General features: G+C 64.0%; 19 protein-coding genes. 14 read left to right on the top strand and 5 right to left on the bottom strand.

The window, feature by feature from the left end; genetic code table 11:
- The first annotated feature begins 664 nt into the window (after window positions 1–664).
- Genes Q8W67_RS09245 through Q8W67_RS09265 form a run of 5 tightly spaced genes read left to right on the top strand, consistent with a single transcriptional unit; the run spans window position 665 to window position 4,248 of the window.
- Window positions 665–1,603, top strand: coding sequence for an AAA family ATPase (locus tag Q8W67_RS09245; RefSeq protein ID WP_305544114.1), 939 nt, complete (start codon window positions 665–667; stop codon window positions 1,601–1,603).
- Complete coding sequence (locus Q8W67_RS09250; protein WP_305544116.1) at window positions 1,600–2,073, top strand: hypothetical protein; 474 nt, start codon at window positions 1,600–1,602, stop codon at window positions 2,071–2,073. The genes Q8W67_RS09245 and Q8W67_RS09250 overlap by 4 nt, the downstream gene beginning before the upstream one ends.
- A complete protein-coding gene (locus tag Q8W67_RS09255) occupies window positions 2,070–2,573 on the top strand; it encodes an HORMA domain containing protein (RefSeq protein ID WP_305544118.1) in 504 nt (167 codons plus the stop codon). The genes Q8W67_RS09250 and Q8W67_RS09255 overlap by 4 nt, the downstream gene beginning before the upstream one ends.
- Complete coding sequence (locus Q8W67_RS09260) at window positions 2,573–3,472, top strand: CBASS oligonucleotide cyclase (RefSeq protein WP_305544120.1); 900 nt, start codon at window positions 2,573–2,575, stop codon at window positions 3,470–3,472. Before Q8W67_RS09255 ends, Q8W67_RS09260 begins: the two co-directional genes overlap by 1 nt.
- A gap of 41 nt (window positions 3,473–3,513) precedes the next feature.
- The gene (locus Q8W67_RS09265; protein ID WP_305544122.1) at window positions 3,514–4,248 is read left to right on the top strand and encodes a DUF6602 domain-containing protein; all 735 of its coding nucleotides are present in this window, start codon (window positions 3,514–3,516) and stop codon (window positions 4,246–4,248) included.
- Here the strand turns inward: Q8W67_RS09265 and Q8W67_RS09270 are convergent.
- From Q8W67_RS09270 to Q8W67_RS09285, 4 genes are all read right to left on the bottom strand, one after another.
- On the bottom strand, window positions 4,236–4,841 hold the full coding sequence (locus Q8W67_RS09270; protein ID WP_305544124.1) for a metallophosphoesterase: 606 nt from the start codon (window positions 4,839–4,841) through the stop codon (window positions 4,236–4,238). The genes Q8W67_RS09265 and Q8W67_RS09270 overlap by 13 nt on opposite strands.
- Window positions 4,842–5,216: 375 nt before the next feature.
- On the bottom strand, window positions 5,217–8,471 hold the full coding sequence (locus Q8W67_RS09275; protein WP_305544126.1) for an efflux RND transporter permease subunit: 3,255 nt from the start codon (window positions 8,469–8,471) through the stop codon (window positions 5,217–5,219).
- A gap of 3 nt (window positions 8,472–8,474) precedes the next feature.
- Entirely contained in the window at window positions 8,475–9,731 is a 1,257-nt protein-coding gene (locus Q8W67_RS09280) for an efflux RND transporter periplasmic adaptor subunit (protein ID WP_305544128.1), read from the bottom strand.
- 102 nt (window positions 9,732–9,833) lie between these two features.
- Window positions 9,834–10,166 carry a hypothetical protein gene (locus Q8W67_RS09285; RefSeq protein WP_305544130.1) on the bottom strand — a complete coding sequence of 111 codons (333 nt, stop codon included), beginning with the start codon at window positions 10,164–10,166 and terminating at the stop codon, window positions 9,834–9,836.
- Between the two features lie 87 nt (window positions 10,167–10,253).
- On the opposite strand from Q8W67_RS09285, the gene Q8W67_RS09290 reads away from it, so the two are divergent.
- The 9 genes from Q8W67_RS09290 (at window position 10,254) to Q8W67_RS09330 (ending at window position 21,737) form a co-directional block, all read left to right on the top strand.
- Entirely contained in the window at window positions 10,254–10,520 is a 267-nt protein-coding gene (locus Q8W67_RS09290; protein WP_147018773.1) for a metal-sensing transcriptional repressor, read from the top strand.
- Window positions 10,521–10,531: 11 nt separating this feature from the next.
- Window positions 10,532–11,863, top strand: coding sequence for an MFS transporter (locus Q8W67_RS09295; RefSeq protein ID WP_305544135.1), 1,332 nt, complete (start codon window positions 10,532–10,534; stop codon window positions 11,861–11,863).
- A gap of 621 nt (window positions 11,864–12,484) precedes the next feature.
- A complete protein-coding gene (locus Q8W67_RS09300; RefSeq protein WP_305544137.1) occupies window positions 12,485–12,697 on the top strand; it encodes a hypothetical protein in 213 nt (70 codons plus the stop codon).
- A 402-nt stretch (window positions 12,698–13,099) separates the two neighbouring features.
- Window positions 13,100–14,911: an AAA family ATPase gene (locus tag Q8W67_RS09305; protein ID WP_305544139.1), complete on the top strand. Its 1,812-nt coding sequence runs from the start codon at window positions 13,100–13,102 to the stop codon at window positions 14,909–14,911.
- On the top strand, window positions 14,904–15,176 hold the full coding sequence (locus tag Q8W67_RS09310) for a hypothetical protein (protein WP_305544150.1): 273 nt from the start codon (window positions 14,904–14,906) through the stop codon (window positions 15,174–15,176). Before Q8W67_RS09305 ends, Q8W67_RS09310 begins: the two co-directional genes overlap by 8 nt.
- Before the next feature lie 734 nt (window positions 15,177–15,910).
- Entirely contained in the window at window positions 15,911–16,498 is a 588-nt protein-coding gene (locus Q8W67_RS09315; protein ID WP_305544153.1) for a hypothetical protein, read from the top strand.
- Entirely contained in the window at window positions 16,498–18,762 is a 2,265-nt protein-coding gene (locus Q8W67_RS09320) for a Mu transposase C-terminal domain-containing protein (protein WP_305544155.1), read from the top strand. Before Q8W67_RS09315 ends, Q8W67_RS09320 begins: the two co-directional genes overlap by 1 nt.
- A gap of 3 nt (window positions 18,763–18,765) precedes the next feature.
- Window positions 18,766–19,866 carry an ATP-binding protein gene (locus tag Q8W67_RS09325; protein WP_305544158.1) on the top strand — a complete coding sequence of 367 codons (1,101 nt, stop codon included), beginning with the start codon at window positions 18,766–18,768 and terminating at the stop codon, window positions 19,864–19,866.
- Entirely contained in the window at window positions 19,863–21,737 is a 1,875-nt protein-coding gene (locus Q8W67_RS09330) for a TniQ family protein (protein ID WP_305544161.1), read from the top strand. Before Q8W67_RS09325 ends, Q8W67_RS09330 begins: the two co-directional genes overlap by 4 nt.
- 218 nt (window positions 21,738–21,955) lie before the next feature.
- Here the strand turns inward: Q8W67_RS09330 and Q8W67_RS09335 are convergent.
- Window positions 21,956–22,713 (bottom strand): IS5 family transposase gene (locus Q8W67_RS09335; protein WP_305544164.1). Its coding sequence is split into 2 segments (ribosomal slippage): window positions 21,956–22,383 and window positions 22,383–22,713, totalling 759 coding nucleotides; the frame shifts between segments, so codons are not numbered across the junction.
- Between the last annotated feature and the right edge of the window lie 82 nt (window positions 22,714–22,795).

Below are 22,795 nucleotides of genomic sequence, written 5' to 3' on the forward strand. Positions count from 1 at the left end.
GTGATGTAACTGACAGGGAAGTTTGGACCTAAGAAGAGGGAAGATTGGGCCCTCGTTATAGGGAAGTTTGGGCCCAATCAGTGTTGTAGAGGGAAGTTTTGCCCCTTTTGGCAGCCATGTGGTCCGTCCAATAGGATGGACCACATGCAACAAAGTCAAAGCTCTAGACTAATATAGTAGCTAGCGGCTGATCCTGGAATTAAAATAGAATAGTTTGGCTGTTGCGGATGGTGTGTTTGCTTGTTCGCCACCGCTTTTATCTGCGCCCGTAAGTCACCGGGCGCAGAAAGTAGCAGAGTCTAGTAGCGCAATGGCCTGGCTCGGGGTCCGCTAAGGGTAAGATTGTTCTAGGCGGCAGTCATTTCACAGGCGGCGTACTGGCTAGAGCTAAATATTTGTCTGTTGGCATCGTGAATTCTTCAAAGTGCGAGGGCGCTTTCGCGATAGTCACATTTGCCCGCCCTCCGCTACCCAACGATGCAATGGAACGGGCGACGAAGTTCGGTTCTATCAAGCATCAAATTCGGCAAACTCAAACTTCGTAAGAATGCGAAATATCGGCCGGCCCACCCAAAGCCTGGTAAACAAGACTAAATAGAACAAAACGTGAAAGCTTGGCCGTAAGGAAGAAGGTCACATCTACCGAATGGCCGATCTTCCTCACATGGAACCCAATCAGTCATTAAGGTTATCTTTTAACTATCAGGAGTCGATGTTGGAAACCCCCAAAGGTATTCATACTATCCGCAATTTACCGGACGAGAAGCTTGGACAGTTGTGGGAATCGATCAAAGTCGATCCAGCACTTAAGTCTCAACTGCATGCTCAGGCCGTGCTGAATTTCACGGTTCGACGCAAAATCAAACGTTCGGTTCTGCCGCTACACGGCATCATCCTTCTGGTTGGTCTACCAGGCACCGGGAAAACATCCTTGGCGAGGGGATTGGCCCACAAGGTCGCAAAATCATTCAGTGCCACGGGCATGAGGTTGCTTGAGGTGGACCCTCATGTCCTGGGCAGTTCCGCGATGGGAAAAACCCAGAAGGCGGTCTCCGAGTTGTTTTCACAGACAATCGGCGAAGCCGCGTCAATGGGACCGATCATCGTCCTTCTCGATGAGGTCGAGACGCTCGCGACGGACCGAAGCAAACTCAGCCTGGATGCGAACCCCGTCGACATCCATCGTGCGACCGACGCGGTACTGACCCAACTCGACGATCTTGCAGAAAAACATCCGGACATACTTTTCGTTGCGACGAGCAATTTTCCCGAGGCCGTCGATGCCGCATTCGCATCCCGCTGCGATCTCATCCTTGAGGTGCCTTTGCCGAACGCAGAGGCATGCAAGCAGATCCTGACCGACTGCCTCACACGGATCGGAGAAGTGTATCCCGCAATCGGCGCTATCACCGCCTCACCCGGCTTCGGCCGTTGCGTGTCCGAATGCGTCGGATTGGACGGGCGTGCCATCCGAAAAACCGTCGCCAACGCGATGGCGGCCACAACCGAGACCGCCGCCAACCCCAACACGATGACCGTCGACATGCTCCTGGTCGCCGCCAGGTCCTCGAAGGCGAACCGCGCGAAAGGATCGAAGCATTGAGCACCGTCATCAAGCGCTCGATCCGTAGTACGCCCTTCCGTGACGCGGGTGGCACGTGGAAATTGATCGTCGGCCTTCTTACGACCGGCAAATCCTCCGAGGCAGAGACCGAAATGATGTCCGTATCGGGCATCGTCGCCAGCACCATTGCCGATCAATGCACGAGTGCCGCACCGATTATCTGTACGTGCGAGGGACCGAGGACCCGCTTCTACTGTCTCTATGACGACGATGCGTTGGAAGGCGACGCATCCAACGAGTCCGGCCTGCCGCATGACGCGACCAAGGGAGATTGGAAGATCTCGATACCTTGCTCGACCGACGATCTGGCGTGGGTGCGTGCAGCTTTGAAGGAGAAGACGTCGAGAATAACCGCCAGGGATAAGGCGGACGATGCTCATGTCGACAAATCGCAAAAGGCCGAAGCCGCCGGAGGTTTGGTTCTAGATCTCAAGGGATTGTTCGAATGACGACTTCGGTAACCGTCAACACCTACACCCAATCCGTCACCTATGTTGCCGACAACATACTTAAGAGTTTGAAAGATATCATTCGTTTGAGCGGCCTTGATCCATTAAACTTTGCGAGCAACTGGGATGTCCATAATCGTGGACTTACGAGTTGGCTGGGCTCGCAAGACCTGGAAACCGTCGTTCTTGAGATTTACAATCCGAAAACGAGTGCTCTCATACTCCGGTGGGACATCGATATTGTTTATGGATGGTCGAGTGGAGAGGGTAGTTTTTGGACCGACACGGATCAGCTTGCTTATCACATCCGGAAATCCGGCGTCGCCCCAGCGGACGCGAGCTATGAAGTTATCCTCCGCTGTAAGCCGGGCCGCCCCGACGTAGCCGGATGGTCGTCCTGCGGCATGCGATCAACTGACGGAATGGTCAGACAGAGCCTCGGCTCGACGATTGAACATCAAGGGCTTGGCGGTAGCGCAGTATATTGGAGAAAAACCTAATGTTTAGCGTCGACGATGCGTTCAAGAAGTTTAAAAGCAGGTTGGAGCTGAACGATAAGGAGCAGGCTAACGCAAAGGACCGACACAAGGAGGTGAGGGAATACATCGAGACGAAATTCAAGATCGATCGCAGTTTCCTTACTGGCTCGTATGCGCGGTGGACTAAAACAAAACCACTTAAGGATATCGATATTTTCTTCGTGATGAAACCGTCCGAAAACCATTATCGCGACAAGGGGCCAGCGGTGATCTTGGACGATTTCTATTTAGCACTGGTGGATAGATACGGCAGAGACAATACGAAACGTCAGAACCGCTCTATCAATGTCGACTTTGGCATTCGCGCCGACGAGTCGGACAAGACCGATTACAAAGTCATCAGTATCGATGTAGTGCCGGCATTCGACAAAGGTACGGACTACGAGATACCCGACGATTCTCTTGGAAAATGGATCGGCACAAATCCGCAAACCCACGCACAGAAAGCTGTTGAAGCTCAACAAGCTTATTCGAGCGAATGGAAAGGTTTGGTGCGTATGATCAAATACTGGAACAACAATCCTCGTCACGGCGAAAAGCCTGTCAAGCCATCGTTCCTCATCGAAGTTATGTGTCTGCAGTGCCTCCATGCCCCATGGGGTGGTGCATTCGATAGGGAAGTACAAGCTCTCTTTTCCACGCTAGCTGACCGCGTCCATGAGACGTGGGCAGACCCAGCCGGCTTAGGACCGCCTATCAGCGATGGGATGGACACCGCACGAAAAGACAGGGCCGAAAGGCTGCTACGGCAAGCAAGCCGGGATGCGAGTTTGGCAATCGATCTGAGGCGTCGTGGGAAGAACGGTGAAGCCGTGAAGGCGTGGCGGGAATTGTTCGGACCAAGGTATCCCCTTTCCTGAATAATAACGGCACCTATCAGTGATCGAGACGAGGAGTATCTATGAGCACTTGGTCTTTATCTGCCCTGCTTGGTGGCCTTCACGACGATATTCAGGGCAGGCTCGAACGTGCCAGGAAGCTCTACGGCCATCCTGGTGCTAAGGGCGACGCCAGTGAGACAGTTTGGCTGGAACTGTTAAAATACCTTCCCGCTCGTTATCAATCGGACACGGCGTTCATCGTAGATAGCGAAGGCAATTTTAGCGATCAGATCGATATTGTTGTCTATGATCGGCAATATACCCCATTTATCCTGAAGCAAGATGGGCACCCTGTCATTCCGGCAGAAAGCGTCTATGCGGTTTTCGAGGCAAAACAGGCTATAGATGCGGCTCAGGTCAGCTACGCACGTGCGAAGCTAGCAAGCGTGCGACGCCTAACTCGAACGAGCCTGCCGATACCCCATGCCGGAGGGACATATCCTGCAAAGCCTCTTCATCATATACTAGGGGGACTTCTCACGTTTGATAGCGATTGGACGCCCGCCATGGGTGATCCATTGATCTCCGCACTGACGAAAGGAGACGCCGGTGACAAGCTCGACATAGGCTGCGTCGCTGCCCACGGTCACTTCGCCACTACCGACGCGGGTACCAGTTACAACTTGGCTCTGGAAGGTAGGCCTGCAACTGCGTTCCTATTCGAACTTATCGCGAGGTTGCAGAACACGGCGACCGTTCCGATGATCGACATACGAGCTTACGCAAGGTGGCTGAACGAACCTCATCCAATATGATTTGTTCTGGAAGACTGCGGCTGCCATCCGTGAGGACCTCGGTGCGACGGGTTGGACGCAGGAGCCTCCTCCATCCTCGCCACGATCTCCCGCAGGGTGACCGGACGCCAATCCCAGCAATCCACGCCGACGTCGAGGCTGGTCCGGGTAGCCGGCAGGCTGCCGTGGGAATGGCCGTAGACGTGAAGGTCGCCGTGCCAAGCATGGGGCCACGTCACGTGTGCGTAGTGGCTGACCCATAGGGCCACTCGCTCGGGCATGCCCGGATCCTGGACGAAGACCCTTTGCACGTCGACGATGGGGCCAGCCCATCTGAGGCGATCACCGAGGCCGTGGTCGTGGTTCCCCCTGACGAGGTGGATGCGACCGTTCAGGCGCGCCTTGACGGATGCGGCGTAGTCCAGGGTGCACTTGTAGGCGAAGTCACCGAGGTGCCAGACGATGTCGTCTGGTCTGACGACCTTGTTCCAGGCGGCGACCAGGGCCTCGTCGTGAGCCTCGATGGTCTCAAACGGACGGGGTTGAGGCATGCGTGGGCTGAGAAGGCTGCGGTGTCCGAAATGCGTGTCGGCGGAGAAGAGTGTCCTGGGCATTTGGGCCTCCGAAATGACGGAGGCCGCTTCTCGCTACTGGCGCTCCGGGATCAGGGGATCGGGTTGTGGTCCCTGGCTTTCATCGTTCGCGCGCTCCTGGTGTGAAATGTCGATCGCATCGCCTCGGTCACTACCGCAAGCGGCGGGCGAACGGGATCCACCGACAAAGCCCGTCCCTTGGCCGCTCTCCCTACGATCCCCTGCCGTAAGGCCCGCCTGTGATGGTTAAGGAATCCTTGACTCCGGAAGTTGGCAACCGGAAGTCCTACCTGCTTCCCTCGGAGTCGATCCAGGCCTTCGGCGACCGCGACGGTGTCTCTCCGATCCTGCGCGCCCAGCCACCCCAACGCACTGTGGGCCTGGAAAGCCAGATCCTCACCGATGCCGCCCCGCAGCCTCTGACAACCGTTGGTCCGTCGGTTCAGCCAATCGCCCGCCCGGCCCCGATCCCCCGAACCTCGCGTAGAGGGCAGGCAGGACCGCCAGGGTGAGGAGGGTGGCGCTGACCAGGCCTCCGATAACCACGGTCGCCAGCGGCTTCTGGACTTCCGCCCCGGTGCCGGTCGCCAGCGCCATGGGCACGAAGCCCAGCGCCGCCACTAGCGCGGTCATCACCACCGGCCGGAGCCGGGTCATCGCCCCCTCGCGCACGGCGGCCCAAACGTTGGCCCCCTCCGCCACCAGCTGCTTGATGTAGTTGAGGAGAACGAGCCCGTTGAGCACAGCGACGCCGGACAGGGCGATGAACCCGACCGCCGCAGAGACCGAGAATGGCATCCCTCGCAGCCACAGGGCCGCGACACCGCCGGTGAGCGCCAGCGGCACCGCGCTGAAGACGATGGCCGCGTCCCGACCCGAGCCTAGCGCCCCGAGGAGCAGGATGAAGATCAGGGCGAAGCAGGCCGGTACCACCACCATCAGGCGCTGGCGGGCCGCCGTCAGGTTCTCGAACTGGCCGCCCCAGCGCACCTCGTAGCCCGCCGGCAGCGTCACCTCCTTGGCGATCCGCTCTTGCGCCTCCGCCACGAGCGAGCCGATGTCGCGGCCGCGGACGTTTGCCGTCACCACCACCCGGCGGCGCCCATCCTCGCGGCTGACCTGGTTCGTTCCTTCCGTGAAGCTGAACGTGGCGACCTGGCGCAGCGGCACGCTCGCGCCCTCGGCCATGCCGGTCTTGGCCGGCAACGGTACCGGCAGGTTCTTCAGCGCCTCGACGTCGCCGCGGATCGCATCGGACAGGCGGACGACGATCTTGAAGCGGCGGTCGCCCTCGAACACGAGACCGGCATCCTTGCCGCCGATGGCCGTGCCAATGACGTCCTGCACGTCGGCGAGGCTGAGCCCCCTGCGCGCGATCTCGCGCCGGTCGATCCTGATGTCCAGGAACGGCAGGCCGACCGCCTCCTCGACCTTCACGTCCGCCGCGCCGTCGAGCCCGCGCAGGATGCCGGCGATCCGGTTGGCGCCCTCGACCATCGGTCCGAATTCCTCGCCAAAAACCTTGACGGCGAGGTCGTCGCGGACGCCGGCGATGAGCTCGTTGAAGCGCATCTGGATCGGCTGGGAGAACCCGAGCAGGGTCCCCGGGATCAGCTTCGCCTCCGCCTCTAGCTGGCCGATCAGGGCCTCCTTGGTCAGGCTCGGATCGGGCCACGCCGCCTGGGGCTTCATGATGAGGTAGGCGTCGCAGGCGTTGGGTGGCATCGGGTCAGCGGCGATGTCGGGGGTGCCGCATCGCGAGAACACGAAGGCGATCTGCGGGAACTTGCTCATCGCCCGCTCGACGCCGAGCTGCATAGATTGCGATTGCGTGATCGACGTCGACGGGATGCGCCGGGCTTCCATGACGATGTTCTTCTCGTCGAGGGTCGGGGCGAACTCCTGCCCAAGCGTCGTGAACAGCGCGCCCGCAAGGCCAAGCAAGACGACCGCGCCGGCGATGAAGGCCATCGGTACCTGGATCGCACCATCCAGGAGCGGGCGGTAGGCCGCCTTGATGCCCCGAATGAGGGCGTTCTCGGACTCGCTCACGCGACCCGTGACGAAGGTGGCGATCATCGCCGGTACGAAGGTCAGCGACAGCACGAAGGCTGCCACCAGGGCGATCAGGACCGTCAACGCCATCGGAGTGAAGGTCTTGCCCTCGACCCCGGTGAAGGTCAGCAGCGGGACGTAGACGAGGATGATGATCGCCTGTCCGTAGACGGTCGGCTTGATCATCTCCTCGGCCGAGACCCGGACCGTGACGAGCCGCTCCTCCTGCGTGAGCTTGCGACCGAGCTCGTGCTGGCGTTCCGCGAGGTGACGCAGGCTGTTCTCGGCGATGATCACCGCGCCGTCGACGATCAGGCCGAAGTCGAGCGCGCCCAGGCTCATCAGGTTGGCGCTGATGCGGCCGGCGAGCATTCCGGTGGCCGTCAACATCATGGCGACCGGGATGACCAATGCGGTGATGATGGCCGCGCGGATGTTGCCTAGCGCCAGGAACAGCACAACGATGACGAGGAGCGCCCCCTCGGCGAGGTTCCTGGCCACCGTCCTGATGGTGGCGTCGACGAGCTCGGTCCGGCTCAGCAGGGTCCGGGCCACGATCCCCGGGGGGAGCAGCTTATTGATCTCGGTGATCTTGGCGTCCGCCGCGGCCGACACCGTGCGGCTGTTGCCGCCGATCAGCATCAGGGCGGTGCCGAGCACCACCTCGTGCCCGTTCTCGCTGGCCGAGCCGGTCCGGAGCTCGCGCCCGATGGTCACCTCCGCGACATCGCGAACCAGGATCGGCACCCCGGCACGGGTAGCGACCACGATCTCGGCGATCTCGCCCATGTTCTCGATCAGGCCGCCGGCGCGGACGATGTAGCCCTCGCCGTTGCGCTCGACGTAGTTGGCCCCGCGGGTGGCGTTGTTGGCCTCGATGGCATCGGCCACGTCCTTGAACGACAGGCCGTAGCCGACGAGCCGCATCGGGTCGGGCTGGACCTGGTACTCCTTGACGTAGCCACCGATGGCGTCGGCGCCGGCGACCCCGGGCACGCTCTTCATCTGCGGCCGGATGATCCAGTCCTGCACCGTGCGGAGGTAGACCGTGCGCCGGAACTCGTCGGTCAGGCGCTCGCCCTCGGGGGTCAGGTAGCTGCCGTCGGTCTGCCAGCCCGGCTTGCCGTCCCGGACGGGCGCCCCTTCGCCCGGCGGCAGGTACTCGACCGCCCACCAGTAGATCTCGCCGAGGCCGGTGGAGATCGGCCCGAGCTTGACCTCAACCCCGGGCGGCAGCGTCCCGCGCACCTCGACCAGGCGCTCGTTGACCTGGGACCGGGCGAAGAAAACGTCGACCTTGTCGCTGAACACGGCGGTGAGCTGGGCGAACCCGTTGCGCGAGAACGACCGCATCGTCTCAAGGCCGGGGGTGCCGGCGAGCGCCCGCTCGATCAGCACGGTGACCTGCTTCTCGATCTCCACCGGCGTCAGGGAGGTCGCGACGGCGTTGATCTGGACCTGGTTGTTGGTGACGTCGGGCACGGCGTCGATGGGCAGCCGGGCCAGCGACCACGCGCCGAGGGCGGTGGCGATGAGCGTCACCAGGATGACCGCGTAGCGATTGGTGACGGAGAAGGCGAGGATCGGGCGGATCATGGCTCAGTCCTCCGCCGCGGCCTTGCCGAGCTCGGCCTTCAGGATGAAGCTGTTGCCGACGACAACGACGTCGCCGGGCTCCAGCCCCGTCGTGACCTCGACGCTCCCGTCGTCGGATCGCCCGACTCCCACCGGCCTCGCCTCGAAGCCGCCCTCGACCTTTACGAACACGGTCGGCTTGCCCGCGATGGTCTGGATCGCCTCGGCAGGAACGAGGGTACGCACCGGCTTGTCGGAGATCGCAATCTCGGCCGAGACGAAGGACCCGGGCCGCCAGCGCTCCTCGGGGTTGGGCAACTCGGCCACGACCCGGGCGGCGCGGGTGTTCTGGTCGAGGACCGGGCCGATGAAGACGATCCTGCCCTCGGCGCGCTCGTCGGTCGCCTGGGTCCATACGGTGACCGTCTGGCCCTCTCGCGTCAGCGGCAGGTCGCCCGGCGAGACGGCGAGGTCGACCCAGACCTCCGCGAGGTTCGCGACGCTGTAGAGTTCGGTCTCCAGATTGTCGCGACCGACCGCGGCGCCGAGGTCGACCCGGCGCTCGACGATCTTTCCGGCGATCGGCGAACGGATCTCCTGCCGCTCGAACTGGGCCGCTGGCAGGGTCGGCAGGGCCTCGATCTCGGCCGGGTTCAGGCCGAGGAAGGTGAGCTTGCGCCGGGCGGAGTCGACCTTGACCTTGAGCTCCTCGTAGCTCGCCTGGGAACGCAGGTACTGCTGCTCGGACGAGATGCGTTTGTCCCAAAGCGACTGGTCACGCTCGTAAAGGGTCTTATGCAGGGCGGCTGACAAGCGGGCGGCGAGGTACTCGCTCTTCGTGTCGGCGATCTCGCGGCTGTCGAGCAGGGCGACGACCTCGCCCTTGGCCACCCGGTCACCGAGCCCCTTACGGAGTTCCGCCACCGTACCCTGGGTCTTCACGGCGATGCGGGCGGTGTTGTTGGCACTCGGGACGATGGTGCCCGGCACGTGGAGATGGCGGGCGAGCCGGCCGCCCTTGACGCTATCCGTGCGAATGCCGGCCTTCGTGACCTGATCGTCGGTCAGCCGGACGAGGCCGGGCTCGTCCCGATGCGCGTCCTCGGGCTTCGGGGTCGCCGCCGGCGTCGGCACGGGACCGGCGGTCGCGGCGGGACCGAACATCGGGAAACCGCCTTGGGCAAGGCGCATGCGGAGTGCGTCGGACGCGCCCGGCCATGCGGTCGCGATCAGGAAGCCGCTGCCGACGGCCCCCATGACGATGAGGGTACGTTTGAACATGTCGATGCCATGAGCCCTCGCTGCCGGTGGCCCGCGAAGGCGGGGCCGGAGAGCTTGGGTGCCGTTGGAGGAAAGGGCCCGACGTGATCGGGCGGCCCTGCCTCAGCCCCTGGGAGGCTCGAACGGCGCCCTGCCTTGACCCCGGCCCGGGAAGCGGTCGTGCACGGCCTGGAACCGGACGTCGGCGCCGGTCATCGTGGTCGTCACACCCGCCGGCTGGGCGGGTGTCAGGGTCTGCGCATGGGACTGCGCATGATGGGCGAGGTCCGCCGGATCGGGACCGTCGGGACCATGATCGTCGTCGTGGTCTCCGTGATCGATCCCGTGGAAGGCGTGGGCATGAGCAGCCGAGCTTTCTCCGCGCGCTTCCGCGACCAACGGCATGACCGAGGTCGCGATCAGCACGAGTGCGACGAGCACCGATAGGAACCGCATAATCCGACCCACCCCCGACGCCACGCCTCCGCCCCAGGACCACAAATCCGTCTTCCCATATCCTACCCGGGGGGATAGGATGTCAACATGCAGCACGCGTCGCACCCCGACATCGTCAAGCGCCTGAAGCGCGCCCACGGCCACCTCGCCGGCGTCATCGCCATGATTGAGGAGGGCCGCCCCTGCGTGGATCTCGCCCAGCAGCTGCATGCGGTCGAGAGCGCGATCACGAACGCGAAGCGCGTCCTGATCGAGGATCACATGGAGCATTGCCTCGCGGACGGCGTCGGGCATGGGGGCAAGTCCGCCAAGGACGCCCTCTCCGAGTTCAAGGCGATGGCAAAGTACCTCTAGGACCCGCCGCCATGCTCGCCGTCCTCTCGAACCGCACGTACCGGCACCTGTTTGCGGCCCAGGTCATCGCCCTCATCGGCACGGGCCTGCTCACGGTCGCCCTCGGGCTCCTGGCATTCCGGATCGCGGGTGATCGCGCCGGCGCCGTCCTCGGCACCGCACTCGCCATCAAGATGGTTGCCTACGTCGTGGTCGCGCCCGTGGCCGGCGCCTTCACCGGGCAGTTGCCGCGCCGGGCCTTCCTGGTGGCGACCGACCTCGTCCGCGCCGCCATCGCCCTGCTGCTGCCCTTCGTCGACCAGGTCTGGCAGGTCTACGTCCTGATCTTCGTCCTCCAGTCGGCCTCGGCGGCGTTTACCCCGACCTTCCAGGCCACCATCCCCGACATCCTGCCGGACGAGCGCGAGTACACCCGCGCCCTCTCCCTCTCGCGCCTCGCCTACGACCTGGAGAACCTGCTCAGCCCGACCCTGGCGGCCCTCCTGCTGACGGTCATCAGCTACAACTGGCTGTTCGGCGGCACCGTCGTGGGGTTCCTGTGCTCGGCGGCCCTGGTGGTCTCCGTGACCTTGCCGGCGGCAACCCGGTCCGAACGGCAAGGCGGCATCTACGACCGCACGACGCGGGGCCTGCGGATCTACCTCGCGACCCCGCGACTGCGCGGGTTGCTCGCCATGAACCTCGCGGTCGCCGCCGCCGGGGCCATGGTCATCGTCAACACCGTGGTGATCGTCCAGGCCCTGCTCGGACGCCCACAGAACGACGTCGCCATCGCCCTCGGATGCTTCGGCGGCGGCTCGATGATCGCGGCCCTGCTCCTGCCGCGGGTACTCGACCGCCTATCCGACCGCGGCGTCATGCTGCCGTCGGCGGCCTTCCTCGGCGTCGTCCTCGTCGGGGTCGCGGCCCTGACCTGGGGCGGGGCAATCGGCTGGCCGATGCTGCTCGGGACCTGGCTCGCCCTCGGGATCGGCTACTCCGCCGCCCAGACGCCGACCGGACGCCTCCTCCGTCGCTCGGCGAGCCCCGAGGACCGTGCGGCGGTGTTCGCCGCCCAGTTCGCGCTCTCGCACGCCTCGTGGCTCGTGACCTACCCGCTGGCCGGCTGGCTCGGCGCCACGGTCGGGATGCCGACGACCCTGGCGGTCCTCGGCGCGCTAACCGTCGCGGGCGTGGCCGTGGCCGCCCTGTTGTGGCCCGCCTCCGATCCGGACATCGTTGCCCATGCCCACGGGGACCTCGATCCGTCACACCCGCACGTCCAGGGACTCGGCCACGGTCGGCACGAACACGCCTTCGTTATCGACGACCTGCATCGGCAATGGCCCGCCAGGGCGGGGTGAGCCCTGACAGCATGCGAAAGCTCGCACTGTCCTTCGCCCTCACGGTCGGCCTCGCCGGACAGGCCCCCGCCCCTGGACTGCGAGGGGATGCTCCGAATGTACGGCTTCCTGCGCCGGGCGGCGAAGTAGTGTGCGTTCGAACGGTACAACCCCTACATCGTCGACGCCGCACACAGGGAGGCGCATCCCGCTTTTCGCGTTCCTGCGAGCCGCATTCCAATCGCCTCGACCGGGTCTCCTAACCCCCTCCGAACGGGGCGAGACCGGCCCGTTCGATGCGAGTCAAGCCTCGGACCATAGCGTCCCTTTATTCGGCCCCGTGTAGGTCGGCGTCCACGGGATCCACAGCATGGCGTTATGAGGGTTTTCGAAGATCAGTTTAAGCTTGCCCGAACAATTTCGCGTTCCTATGTTGTTCTCACCCCGGCAAGGGGGTGGCCCGAAGCTCATTGCGGCCTAGCCTGTGAGCCAACCCGAGGAGGACGAGTTCATGCACGCTACCCGTCGCCTCATAGCCATGACGCGCATGCCCTCTATGGGCAGCCCCCCGCTTCCCCTCTCCGTTGACGAGGCCTGACCGGCGCGATTGCGCCCGCCCGCCTCCGTCCCGAGGCGACCGTCATGTCCAACACCCCGACCTCACCCGTTCGTCTCTACCCCTCGTTCGAGGACCCGCCCCCGCGCGTGGCCTGCGCTGACGCCCTGCTCGGCAGGGTGATCCGTCGGCTGTTCGTGGATGCATCTAGCAATGAGAGAGGCCTTGCCGGCACCCTGGAGGCCATCCTCGCGGTGCTGGATCGGCGCCTGAACACACCAGACGAGCGTTCGCGCTGACGATCGCGAAAATCGAATCGGAGACTCCGATGAAACCTCGAAAACCATCCCGCGCACCCCTTTCCCGACACCCCCCACGAGGCCTGACCGGCGCGCTCGATTGAGCCCGGCTGCCTCGCAATGGAGGCAGCCATGACGAACTTCCCAAAGCACCCCACCAAGTCCGCCGCCAAGGCCACCGCCGCCAAGGGCAAGCCCGCCCCGCAGGCGAAGCGGGACCTGAAGGCGAGGCTCGCCCCAGGGATGCTCAAGCCCTCGGCCGACAGCCTCGAAGATTTCCTGAACGACCTCCCGGACAACCGGGCTCCCATCGACCAGATGGAGCATGAGATCCGGTCTTCGCGCTTCTACCTCGCCCTGCATTCGCTGAACGAGGCCGTCTCGAACCAGGACCGCCTGCGGATGCTGCGCTTCGGCGGGGCCGGGGTCGTGATCCAGGTGCCGAGCGCCGACTGGGTGCCGGCGATGCGCATGGCGGCGGAGAAGCTGACACGCTTCAATCACGTCATCTTCCGAACCGGAAGCAGCCGCAGTTCCGACAAGCCCGACCAGGGAAATGCCGAGGTGGCCGATTTCCTCGGGGCCTCCGGCCGCGTCCTCGGCATCTCACAGTCGCCCGACCTGTACCTTCCGTCGGCCCTGGTCTCGGCCGCCGACGTCAGGATCAAGATCGGCACGCCCTCGAATGCTGTCATTCGCAAGGCCATCCTGAGCATCACCGGCAACAAGGTCGGCCGCATGCCCAGGAACGTCGCCCAGGGCCTCTCCTTCGACGTCCTCGCCGCATGCCTCAGGAAGGGAACGGGCGCCGGGGCGTGCGTCCGCCGCCTCGTCGCGGCCTCGAAGGCCAATGCCGCCATCGATCCCACCCTCGCCGACGTCCCACTCCTGAAGGACATCCATGGCTACGGACGTGCAGGCGAGTACGCCCGAACGCTCGCCGAGGATTTTTTCGAGTGGAAGGCAGGTAGACGCGAGTGGAAGTCGCTTGAGGTCTCATGTCTGCTGGCCGGAAACCCAGGAACGGGCAAGACCACGCTGGTGAGAAGCCTTGCCAAGACGCTGAACATCCCCCTCATTAATACGTCGGTCGCAGCCTGGTTCGCGTCGACGAACGGCTATCTCAACGAGATCGTCAAGGAAATCGACCGCGTTTTCCTGGCCGCGTCCCAAAATTCCCCGGTGGTGCTCTTCGTAGATGAGTGCGATGCCCTCCCGTCCCGTCTGGGCCTAGGGTCTCGTAACCGCGACTACTGGATGCCTCTGATCAATCACTGCCTGACGACGTTCGAGGCCGCCGTTTCCGGAATTCGCGGAAATATCATCCTGATCGGCGCGACCAATTTTCCGGAGCTGATCGATCCCGCGCTGCTGAGGCCGGGTCGCCTCGGCCGGGTCATCACCGTCGAACCGCCCGATGCCGCCGGCCTGGCCGGCATCATCCGCCAGCATCTCGGGCCGGATGCCCTCGACGGTGTCGACCTGACCGTACCGGCGACCCTGGGCGTCGGTGCGACAGGCGCGCAGGCCACCGCCTGGGTGGCGGGGGCCCAGCGACGGGCACGGGATGCGGGGCGAGCCATGAAGCTCGACGACCTGATCCGCCAGATCGCACCGCCCGATCCGCGTTCCGACACTGAGATCCTCGCCGCCTCGTATCACGAGGCATCGCACGCGGTTGCAGTCCTGGGGCTCGGGCTTGGCGAAATCGTCTCCCTGTCGAACATGCTCATGTCCGGCCAGGGCGGGCTGACCAGGACCAAGCTCAACCAAGGCACCACAATGACGAAGGCCTTCGTCGAAGACTACGTCGTCTCCATCCTTGCGGGCCGGGCCGGGGACAAGGTTTTCGGCGAGGTCAATTCCGGCAGCGGCGGCGCCTACGCCAGCGATCTCGGCATGGCCACGACCATGCTGGCCGCGATGCACTGCTCCCTCGGCCTGGGCGGAACGCTCCTCCATCTCGCGGCGGAAAACGAGGCCCGGGACTTCCTCCGGAACGACCTCGATCTGAGGCGGCGGGTTGAGAACGACCTGAACCGCCTTTTCCAGGTCGCCGTTTCCTTCGTCGAGGCCCGGCGGGACACCATCGAGACCCTGGCTCGGCGGCTCGTGGAAGCCCGCATCATGCCCGGCGACGAGGTCCGCCGCGTGATCGGTCGCGCGGGGTCGCCGACCGACGTCCTCGTCACCCTGGGAGGCCACGATGAGTGAGCTCGATCTCGACGACCTCACCGCCGAAATCTTCAAGCGCGTCCTCAGGATGCGCAGTACCCTGGACGAGGAAGAATTCGACTTCCTCGCCGGCGACCTGATGGTCGCGATTGGGGCCGCCGCCCTGCGCAAGGCCGAAGACCGCGCGAGGTCAGTGCGTCGGAGTGCTGAAAGCCGGTCGCTGCCCAACGTCATTCCTTTTCCTGGGCCTGCCAGGGACGCACACGTCGGCGGCGTCGGGGATCCATCCAGGGGGAATCGGTGACATGAGGCGATCCGACCGAAATGTCGGCGGACCGTCAGGCTGGAACGGCTGTCCCAACGCCGTGCGGCACTCCATGCAGATAAAAAAATGCATCCGAGGCGAAAAAAGTTGTCGCAGAGGTGCCGCAACGCGACCTCGAAGTGGGTGGCACCTGGCCGATTCCCCATTTGGAATCGCTAGGCTTTTAAGCAAGCTCAGCTGTTCGTTTCTGAGATTTGCTAGTTCGGGCCAAATAGTTACAACCAGTCGACGAAGACAGGCCGCCAAAACGGAGGCGCTTCAAAGACATCGTCTGCGGTGCAATCGATGCCGCAAAGCCGACCCCATCCCCGGAGCAAGACCGATGCTAACGAAACCGCGGCACCAAACGAAACGAGCGCTTCAAGCCTAGGCTCAAAGCGCTCGTAAACCGTCGACGGCTCTCAGGCTTGGCAGCAAACAGCCGTCGATCAATTCCGCCTCGCGGCGGACCGCACGTACGTCGCCGTAAGCGCAGGCGACAGTCACCGCATGTTTTGCAGCCGATGGCAAGCGCCACCGGGGTGATGTCCTGCGCCAACGGCACCGATCAGGTGACCGAAATGGCATCCCAAAATTCCAATTCCCGTGCCGGTGCTCCCGGTGCGCATGAGCTCGCTCGCGCTCTGCCACCCCCATGGACGGAGCCGAGCCCCTCGATTGCCCATCGCAAGATCGGCATCAAGTCGCCGAAGGGGGCGCTTCGCGGGCGGACCGTGACGAACGGTCCCACACCCCGGCGTGTGATGGTCGAGAGCAACGTCGAGCTCAAGGCGGCTCACGTCCTCCTCGCCCGTCACGACGTCGTCGACCTCCGCGAGCAGGCCGAACCGGTCTCCTACGTCGACGCCGAGGGTGTGGACCGCCTGCACTTCTTCGACTTCGTGGCGACGCTCGACACCGGCAAGAAGGTCGCCGTCGCCGTCCGCCCGCACGAGAGGGCGCTGCGGCATGACCTCGTCGGCACTCTCCGGGAAATCGCCGCGCAGATGGATCCGACGGTCGCAGACCGTGTCGTCCATATGTCCGAGCGGCATCTGCCGCGCGAACTGGTCGAGGACGCCAAGCTCCTCCGAGCCGTCCGACGGGACAATCGGCCGGACGACGACAGGGCGGTCTCAGTCATCGTGGCGACGCTCAACGGCATCGTCACGGTCGGCGGGCTCGTCCGAGCCAGCGGCCTCCATGGCCGAGGCTTCCGGGCCGTCGTGCGCCTGATCGGCAACGGTGTGCTCAGCATCGTGGGTGCCAGGGGCATCACGTACGCGACTCGGGTCGTCCGCGCTTCGCAGGGAGGCCGCTGATGCCGGTCCCCGCGATCCAGGCGGCGCGACGGGCGGTCGTGCCGTTGCGTCTCGGTCCCCATGACCGCGTGACGCTGGCCGGCCGACCCTACTGCCGCCCACGCCCGACGCCGACCGGCTGGCTTCTCAGCCGCGACGACGCTCCCGAACTCTCGGAGGAACTCTCGCACGAGAGAATCGACACCCTCGTGCGCCAGCCTGGCTACCGCTACGAGCGCGCGTTCTATGACAGTGCGGTCGTCCGCCACCGGGCCGCGAAGGGCGCGCGGTCGATGGACGACGTCGCCCAGAACGAGCAGCCCGAGGTGCTGTTCCGCTACGAACTCTGCAAGCGCCTCGACCGCCTTTGCCGCGAGGGGCGCGCCACGCGCTCGTTGAAGGGATACGCCGCGGCGATCCCGATCATCAAGGCGGAGGTCGCGTGCCTGGAATGCGCCAAGGTGCAATCCGAGCCCACGAGCGGGAAGGCAGCAAAGGGGAAGACGACCGATACGGCACCGGCAGGCACGCGAAAGGGCGGACGCCGACGAGGGATCCCGACCTCGGGCAAGGGTGAGATCTCCCTGCGGAAGATGCCGCCGATCTCGACGTTCAAGAAGTGGTGGAAGAAGTACATTTCTTCCGGTCGGGTACCTTGGGGACTTCGGGACGAGTACGCCAACTGCGGCGGTGCGCCTGCTCCGATCTGCGAGACGGCCACGGCGATCCTCGACCGGATGGGTGAGGACTATCGCAGCATCGAGAAGCCCTCGAAGGCGCTACTGCTGGAGAGGATGCGGAACCGGGTCGCCGAACTCAACGGGGATCTGCCTAAGGAAAGGCAGATCTGGTGCCCCTCGCGCAAGCAGCTCAACGATTACCTCGATAGCCTAAGGCACGTCGCCGTCGTCGCTGGTCGCGACGGGCTCGACATGGCCCGGCGCAAGAAGAACGTCGTCACGCAGGGTGTCGGTGTCGTCCGGCCCCTCCAACGCGTGGAGATGGACCATTGGGAGGTCCATCTCCAGAGCATCCTAGTGGCCATCGGCCTTTGGGACCGCCTCTCGCGCGCCAAGCGCAGGCAGGTTGCGCGGATGCAGGTCTGCGTCGCCATCGACGTGGCGACCAAGATCATTCTCGGGCTCCACCTGTCCGAGACGGCGACTACGGCCGACGCCGTCGCCGTCGTGCGGATGATCGTCAGCGACAAGCGACCGTTCGCCGACGCCGTCGGGGCCGCCCTGCCGTGGGACATGTGCGGGACCCCGGAGACGATCGCAACGGATGGCGGCAGCGCCTTCACGTCCGAGGTGTTCGGCCTCCTGGTCGCGAGCCTCGGATGCGACCACGTCATCCCGCCGGCGGGCCTGCCGTTCCTCCGCGGAACCATCGAGCGCTTCTTCAGGACCGTGCACATGCGCCTGATCGCGCGGTTCCGCGGCCGGACTTTCGAGGACATCCTGCGCCTCGGGGACTACCCCGCCGAGAAGCTCGCCAACCTCGATACGCGGGACCTCGCCTGGGTCATCGTGCGGTGGGTGGTCGACGTCTACCACGCGACCCCGCACGCGGGCATCGGCAACGCGACGCCCAGGGACGCGTGGCTGGAGGCCACCCACCTGTTCGGGACGACGCCGCCGCCCGACCCGCACGTCCGGCGTTCGATCTTCGGCATCCACCTGGTTCGCGCGCTCACCAGCGAGGGGCTGCGCATCCTCGGCTTGCGCTACTGGAGCGACGAGCTCGTCGAGCTCTTCCTCGATCACGGCGAATGCGACGTTGAGATCAAGCTCGACCCTGATGACCTCGGCGAGATCTCTGTGCGCATCGGCGCAAGCTGGCATGCCGCGCGATGCGTGCGGGGCGATGTCGCCGGCATCGACGTCGAGACCTGGACCGAGGCCGCATCCGAGATGCGGCGCGTCAGGGCCGACTGCGCCGCGCTGAACGAGGCGGTGGTCCGGGAAGCCATCAAGGCCATCGAGGCAGTCGGCACGGCCGCGCAGGATCGGGAAGGCATCGCCAACCCCGAGGTGACCGCCGAGCAGGTCGACCACCTCGAACGGGGCATCCTGCTCGGCTTCTGGGTGCCCGATCCCGTGGCCGAGGCGCAGGTGGCCCACGGCGCCGATCCGCTCGCGGGCGGCATTCCCGTGACCGGTCCATCGCACCCCTCCAACGGCTTGCCGGAGGCCGCGACGACGCCGGCTCGCCGGCCTGCCGAAAACCTTCCGGACGACGCGGACGACTCCATCCCCCCCGACAACACCCAATTCGAGGACTGAGACATGTCGAACACGCAAGGAAACGGACCCGGGTCCCCGCGCAATCGTCTCCGCGCCGCCCTGGGACAGGGTGACGGCACTCCCACCGTCATGGAACGGGTACGCCGGCGTTACATTCTGACCGGGCGCGACGACGTCCTCAAGGCGAAGTTCGACGCGGTGCTGACGGACCTGTGCGAACGGCCGGACCCCGATGGCCCGGACGGGGAGGAGGAGCATCGGGAGGCCAACATGCTGCTGGTCCTCGGCGTCAGCGGCGCAGGGAAGACCCGCAGCCTCGCGAGACTGTTCGAGCGGCACCCGGTCCTGCAGGAGGCCCGCACCGGATCGGACGACCTCGTGCTGTCCATGACGGCACCGAGCCCGTGCGGGGTCAAGGAGCTCGGTCGGTCGATCCTCCTGGCGACGGGTTATGCGGTCCTGCGAACCCAAGTGACCGGCCCGGAGATCTGGTCCACCGTCCGGGCCCGTCTCCAGGCCCTCGGCGTGCTCGTCCTCCATATCGACGAGGCCCAGCATGCCACGCAGATCCGCGATGCGATCGAGCGGCAGAAGCTGCGCAACAGCCTCAAGGCGTTGATGGTCGACGCGGAGCACCCCGTTGCCGTCGTCCTCTCCGGGCTGCCGGTGGTCGCGGGTTTCGTACGTGCCGACCGGCAGCTGTCCCGCCGTGCGAGGTGGTACGAGTTCCTGTCCGTTGAGCTTCCGGCCGACACGGCCATGCTGACGAAGGCCCTGGAAGGTTTCGCCGAGCTGGCGGGCATGTCCATCGCCGGCGCCGAGGTTCGACGCATCCTTCCCCGGCTCGTCCATGCCGGCGACCATCGCATGGGCGTCATCGTGGAAGAGATGCACGACGCCGTCCGATGCGCCCTGGAAGGCAAGACGAAGAAGCTCGAACTCTCGCATTTCGAGGAGGCGTTCGCGCAAAGGACTGGCAACGCCCGCCAGTGGAATCCGTACGCCAGGACGGATTACCGGGCGGTCGATGTCTGGCGGATGCTGCAGGTCAAGCACCAGACCCCTCCGCCGGCAGCCGGGTCCAAAAAGAAGTCCGGTTCCCCGAAGAAGTCCGGCAGCGGCGAGGAGGGCTATCCGCAATGAGCTCGATCCGCATGATCGTCGACCATATGCCCGGTGAGACCGCGACCAGCCTGGTGTCGCGCTTGGCCGCGCGCAACGGCGTTCCGACGGCCGAGAAGTTCTGCCAGGACCACAGGTTAAAGCTGCAAAACGTGGCCGACGGAGAACTGGCGACCATCCATAGCCTGGCCGAGATTGCGGGGGTGGATCCGAACCGTCTCTTCGCCAGCACCTTCCGCAAGATGGAAACTGGGGCGTTCCATCTGGGCGGTGAAAGCCTCATGCAGAATTTTATGTCGCGTTGCGCCCTGCGGGCGTGCCCGACGTGCCTGCTGGAGGATGCCGCGGCCTCGTCGCTTAAGCGGGACGCAGCTATGTACGGTCGGGCTTGGTGGCAGGTCGCGTTCGTCCGGACATGCCACGTCCATGGACAACCTTTGGTCGTGTTCGGAACGGGCCGGGGGTTGCTCATTCATGACTTCACCGCTTCATTGAGGCAGCACGCCGCGAGCCTACCTGCGCTCGCCGCGAATACCGAGAATAGGGAGGCGACGGGGCTGGAAGGTTACGTCATCCGGCGCCTGACAGGCCAAGCCGGCGGCGTGCCCTTTTTGGACGACCTCCGGTTGGGCACCGCAGCCCGTTTCTGCGAAGTCCTCGGGGGCGTGCAACTGCACGGCCGTGCGAGGCGCGTAGGCAAGCTCGACGACGAGCAACTTCGCCTTTCCGGACAGGCGGGATTCAACATTGCGATGGGCGGTGAAAGCGCCGTCCGCTCCTTTATCGCGGCCTTGCTGGATCCAGCCGCGGTGGGGCGCGCCTCCAACGGGGGAGTGCCAGCGGCCCTAGGGACGTTGCATCATTGGCTGTTCGACAACCGGCGCTCTGCCGATCAAGACGGTTTGCGCGAGCTCGTGCGAGAAGTCGTTGCGGAAAGCATGCCCATGCGACCCGATAAGGCTTGTCTCGGAGAGATCATCGAAGCGCGGAGGCTACACTCAGTCCGCACCGCTGCGCTCGAAACCGGGATGCATCCCAAGCGGCTGCGCAAGGCATTGGAAGACGCAGGCTTCATCGGTGCCGATCAAGCAGGTCGCCCAGACAACTTGATGACTTTTCCAGCTGACACGAGCGCCGAATTCTTGGCCAAGCTCAGCGCAGCGATGCCGCTGGCGAAGGTTGCGTCGTACATCAACGCCCCTCGGGTACAAGCCAAGCTGTTGCTCGATGCCGGCTTCTTGGTGCCGATTTACCCCCGCCATGAAACGGGCAAGCGGATACTTGCCTTTACCCGGTCTGATGTCGACGGGTTCATGTCGGCATTGTCGGATCAAGCCGAGCTTTTGGACGCAGAGAAGGAGGGCTCACTCTCCATCCCGAAGGCGGCGAAGCGGGTTCCATGCGGTGCTATGGAAATCGTTCGCCTCGTCTTTGAAAAGCGCTTGTCCTGGGTCGGGCGGCGCTCGGACGGCTCGGGATACCTTTCGATCCGTGTCAGGCCTGATCAGATCCGGCCGATCCTATTCCCGAAAATAGGCATCAGCATACGAGAAGCAGCCACGAGACTTGAGCTCCGGATTGAAGTCGTTCAGCGCCTTGTCAAATTTGGATACATAAAGTCCGTTGATTGTCAGGGAATATACTATAAACGGGAAAAATATATCGTAGATCAGAATTCTATAATAGAATTCAGAAATAAATACGTCGCTTTTAAAGATCTTATGCCCGATGTTGGCCGTACGAGGTTTAAGGTGAGATTTAGTTTATACAGACGTGGCATTACTCCCGCTATACCATCAAGTAAGTCTTTAATGGCATTTATTTTAAAATCAGATCTTGAGGGTATTTTTCTGCATGAAAAGACTAAAAAGAGATTGAATATACAAGGGTAATATAACTCAAATATTTCACCGAGGCCCCGGTTGACCGGGGCCTTTTGCGTTTCAAGGGCCAAATTTTAGCACCTATGGTCCCTAACTTGCCCCTCGGATTGAGCCCAAACTGGGATTCACACCAGGAAAAAATCGTTTGAATTCAATGGCTTGAAATAGCGATTGGGCCCATACTTCCCTGCCTTCTACAAGTGACTGTGGCTAGGGTCTGGACTCGATCAGCACCAGAAAGCGATGACGGCGGCGAGGGCGACGGCTGAGGCATAGTTGCGGGCGAGCTTGTCATATCGGGTCGCGACGCGGCGGAAGTCCTTGAGGCGGTTGAAGGTCGCCTCGATGCGCCAGCGCTCCCGATAGCGCCGCTTGTCGTGGCGGATGCGTCGTTTGCGACTGCGCTTGCCCGGGATGACCGGCGTGATGCCCTGCGCCCGCAGATCGGTGCGCAGCCAATCGGCATCGTAGCCCTTGTCGGCAGCCAGCCGCCGGATCCGGCCAGGCGCTTCGGCCAGCACCGCAGGCGCGGTCGTCACGTCGCTGGCGTTGCCGGGCGTCAGCAAGAGGACGCCGGGGCGGCCGAGGACATCGGTGAGCGCGTGGATCTTGGTCGTCTGGCCGCCGCGCGACGGGCCGATGGCCTGTGTCCGCGCCCCCCTTTGCCGCCGTGGGCCGAGCGGTGGGCCCGCACATAGGTGCTATCGAGGGCGGCCGCATCGCCCGCCCACCCGGCCTTGGCCAGGTCCGCCAACATGGCCTTCCAGAAGCCGCGCCGCGACCATCTGTTGAACCGGTTGTAGACGGTGGTGCGCGGCCCATACTCCGCCGGACAATCACGCCAGCGGCATCCCGATGTGAGCACGTGCAGGATGCCGGAGATGATCTGCCGGTCGTCCTTGCGCTCGGGGCCGGGCTGGTCTCTGGGCATGAACGGCTCGATCACCGCCCACTGCTCATCGGAGAGCCAGAACAGGTCCGCCATCGCCACCTCCAGGCTGCAAAACAGTCGCCTGGAATCACAAACTGGCAAACCCGGCAACAGCTTGGTTCGGTTCACACCCTAG

Origin of the sequence: Methylobacterium sp. NEAU K (assembly GCF_030700285.1) — a bacterium.
GTDB lineage: Bacteria > Pseudomonadota > Alphaproteobacteria > Rhizobiales > Beijerinckiaceae > Methylobacterium.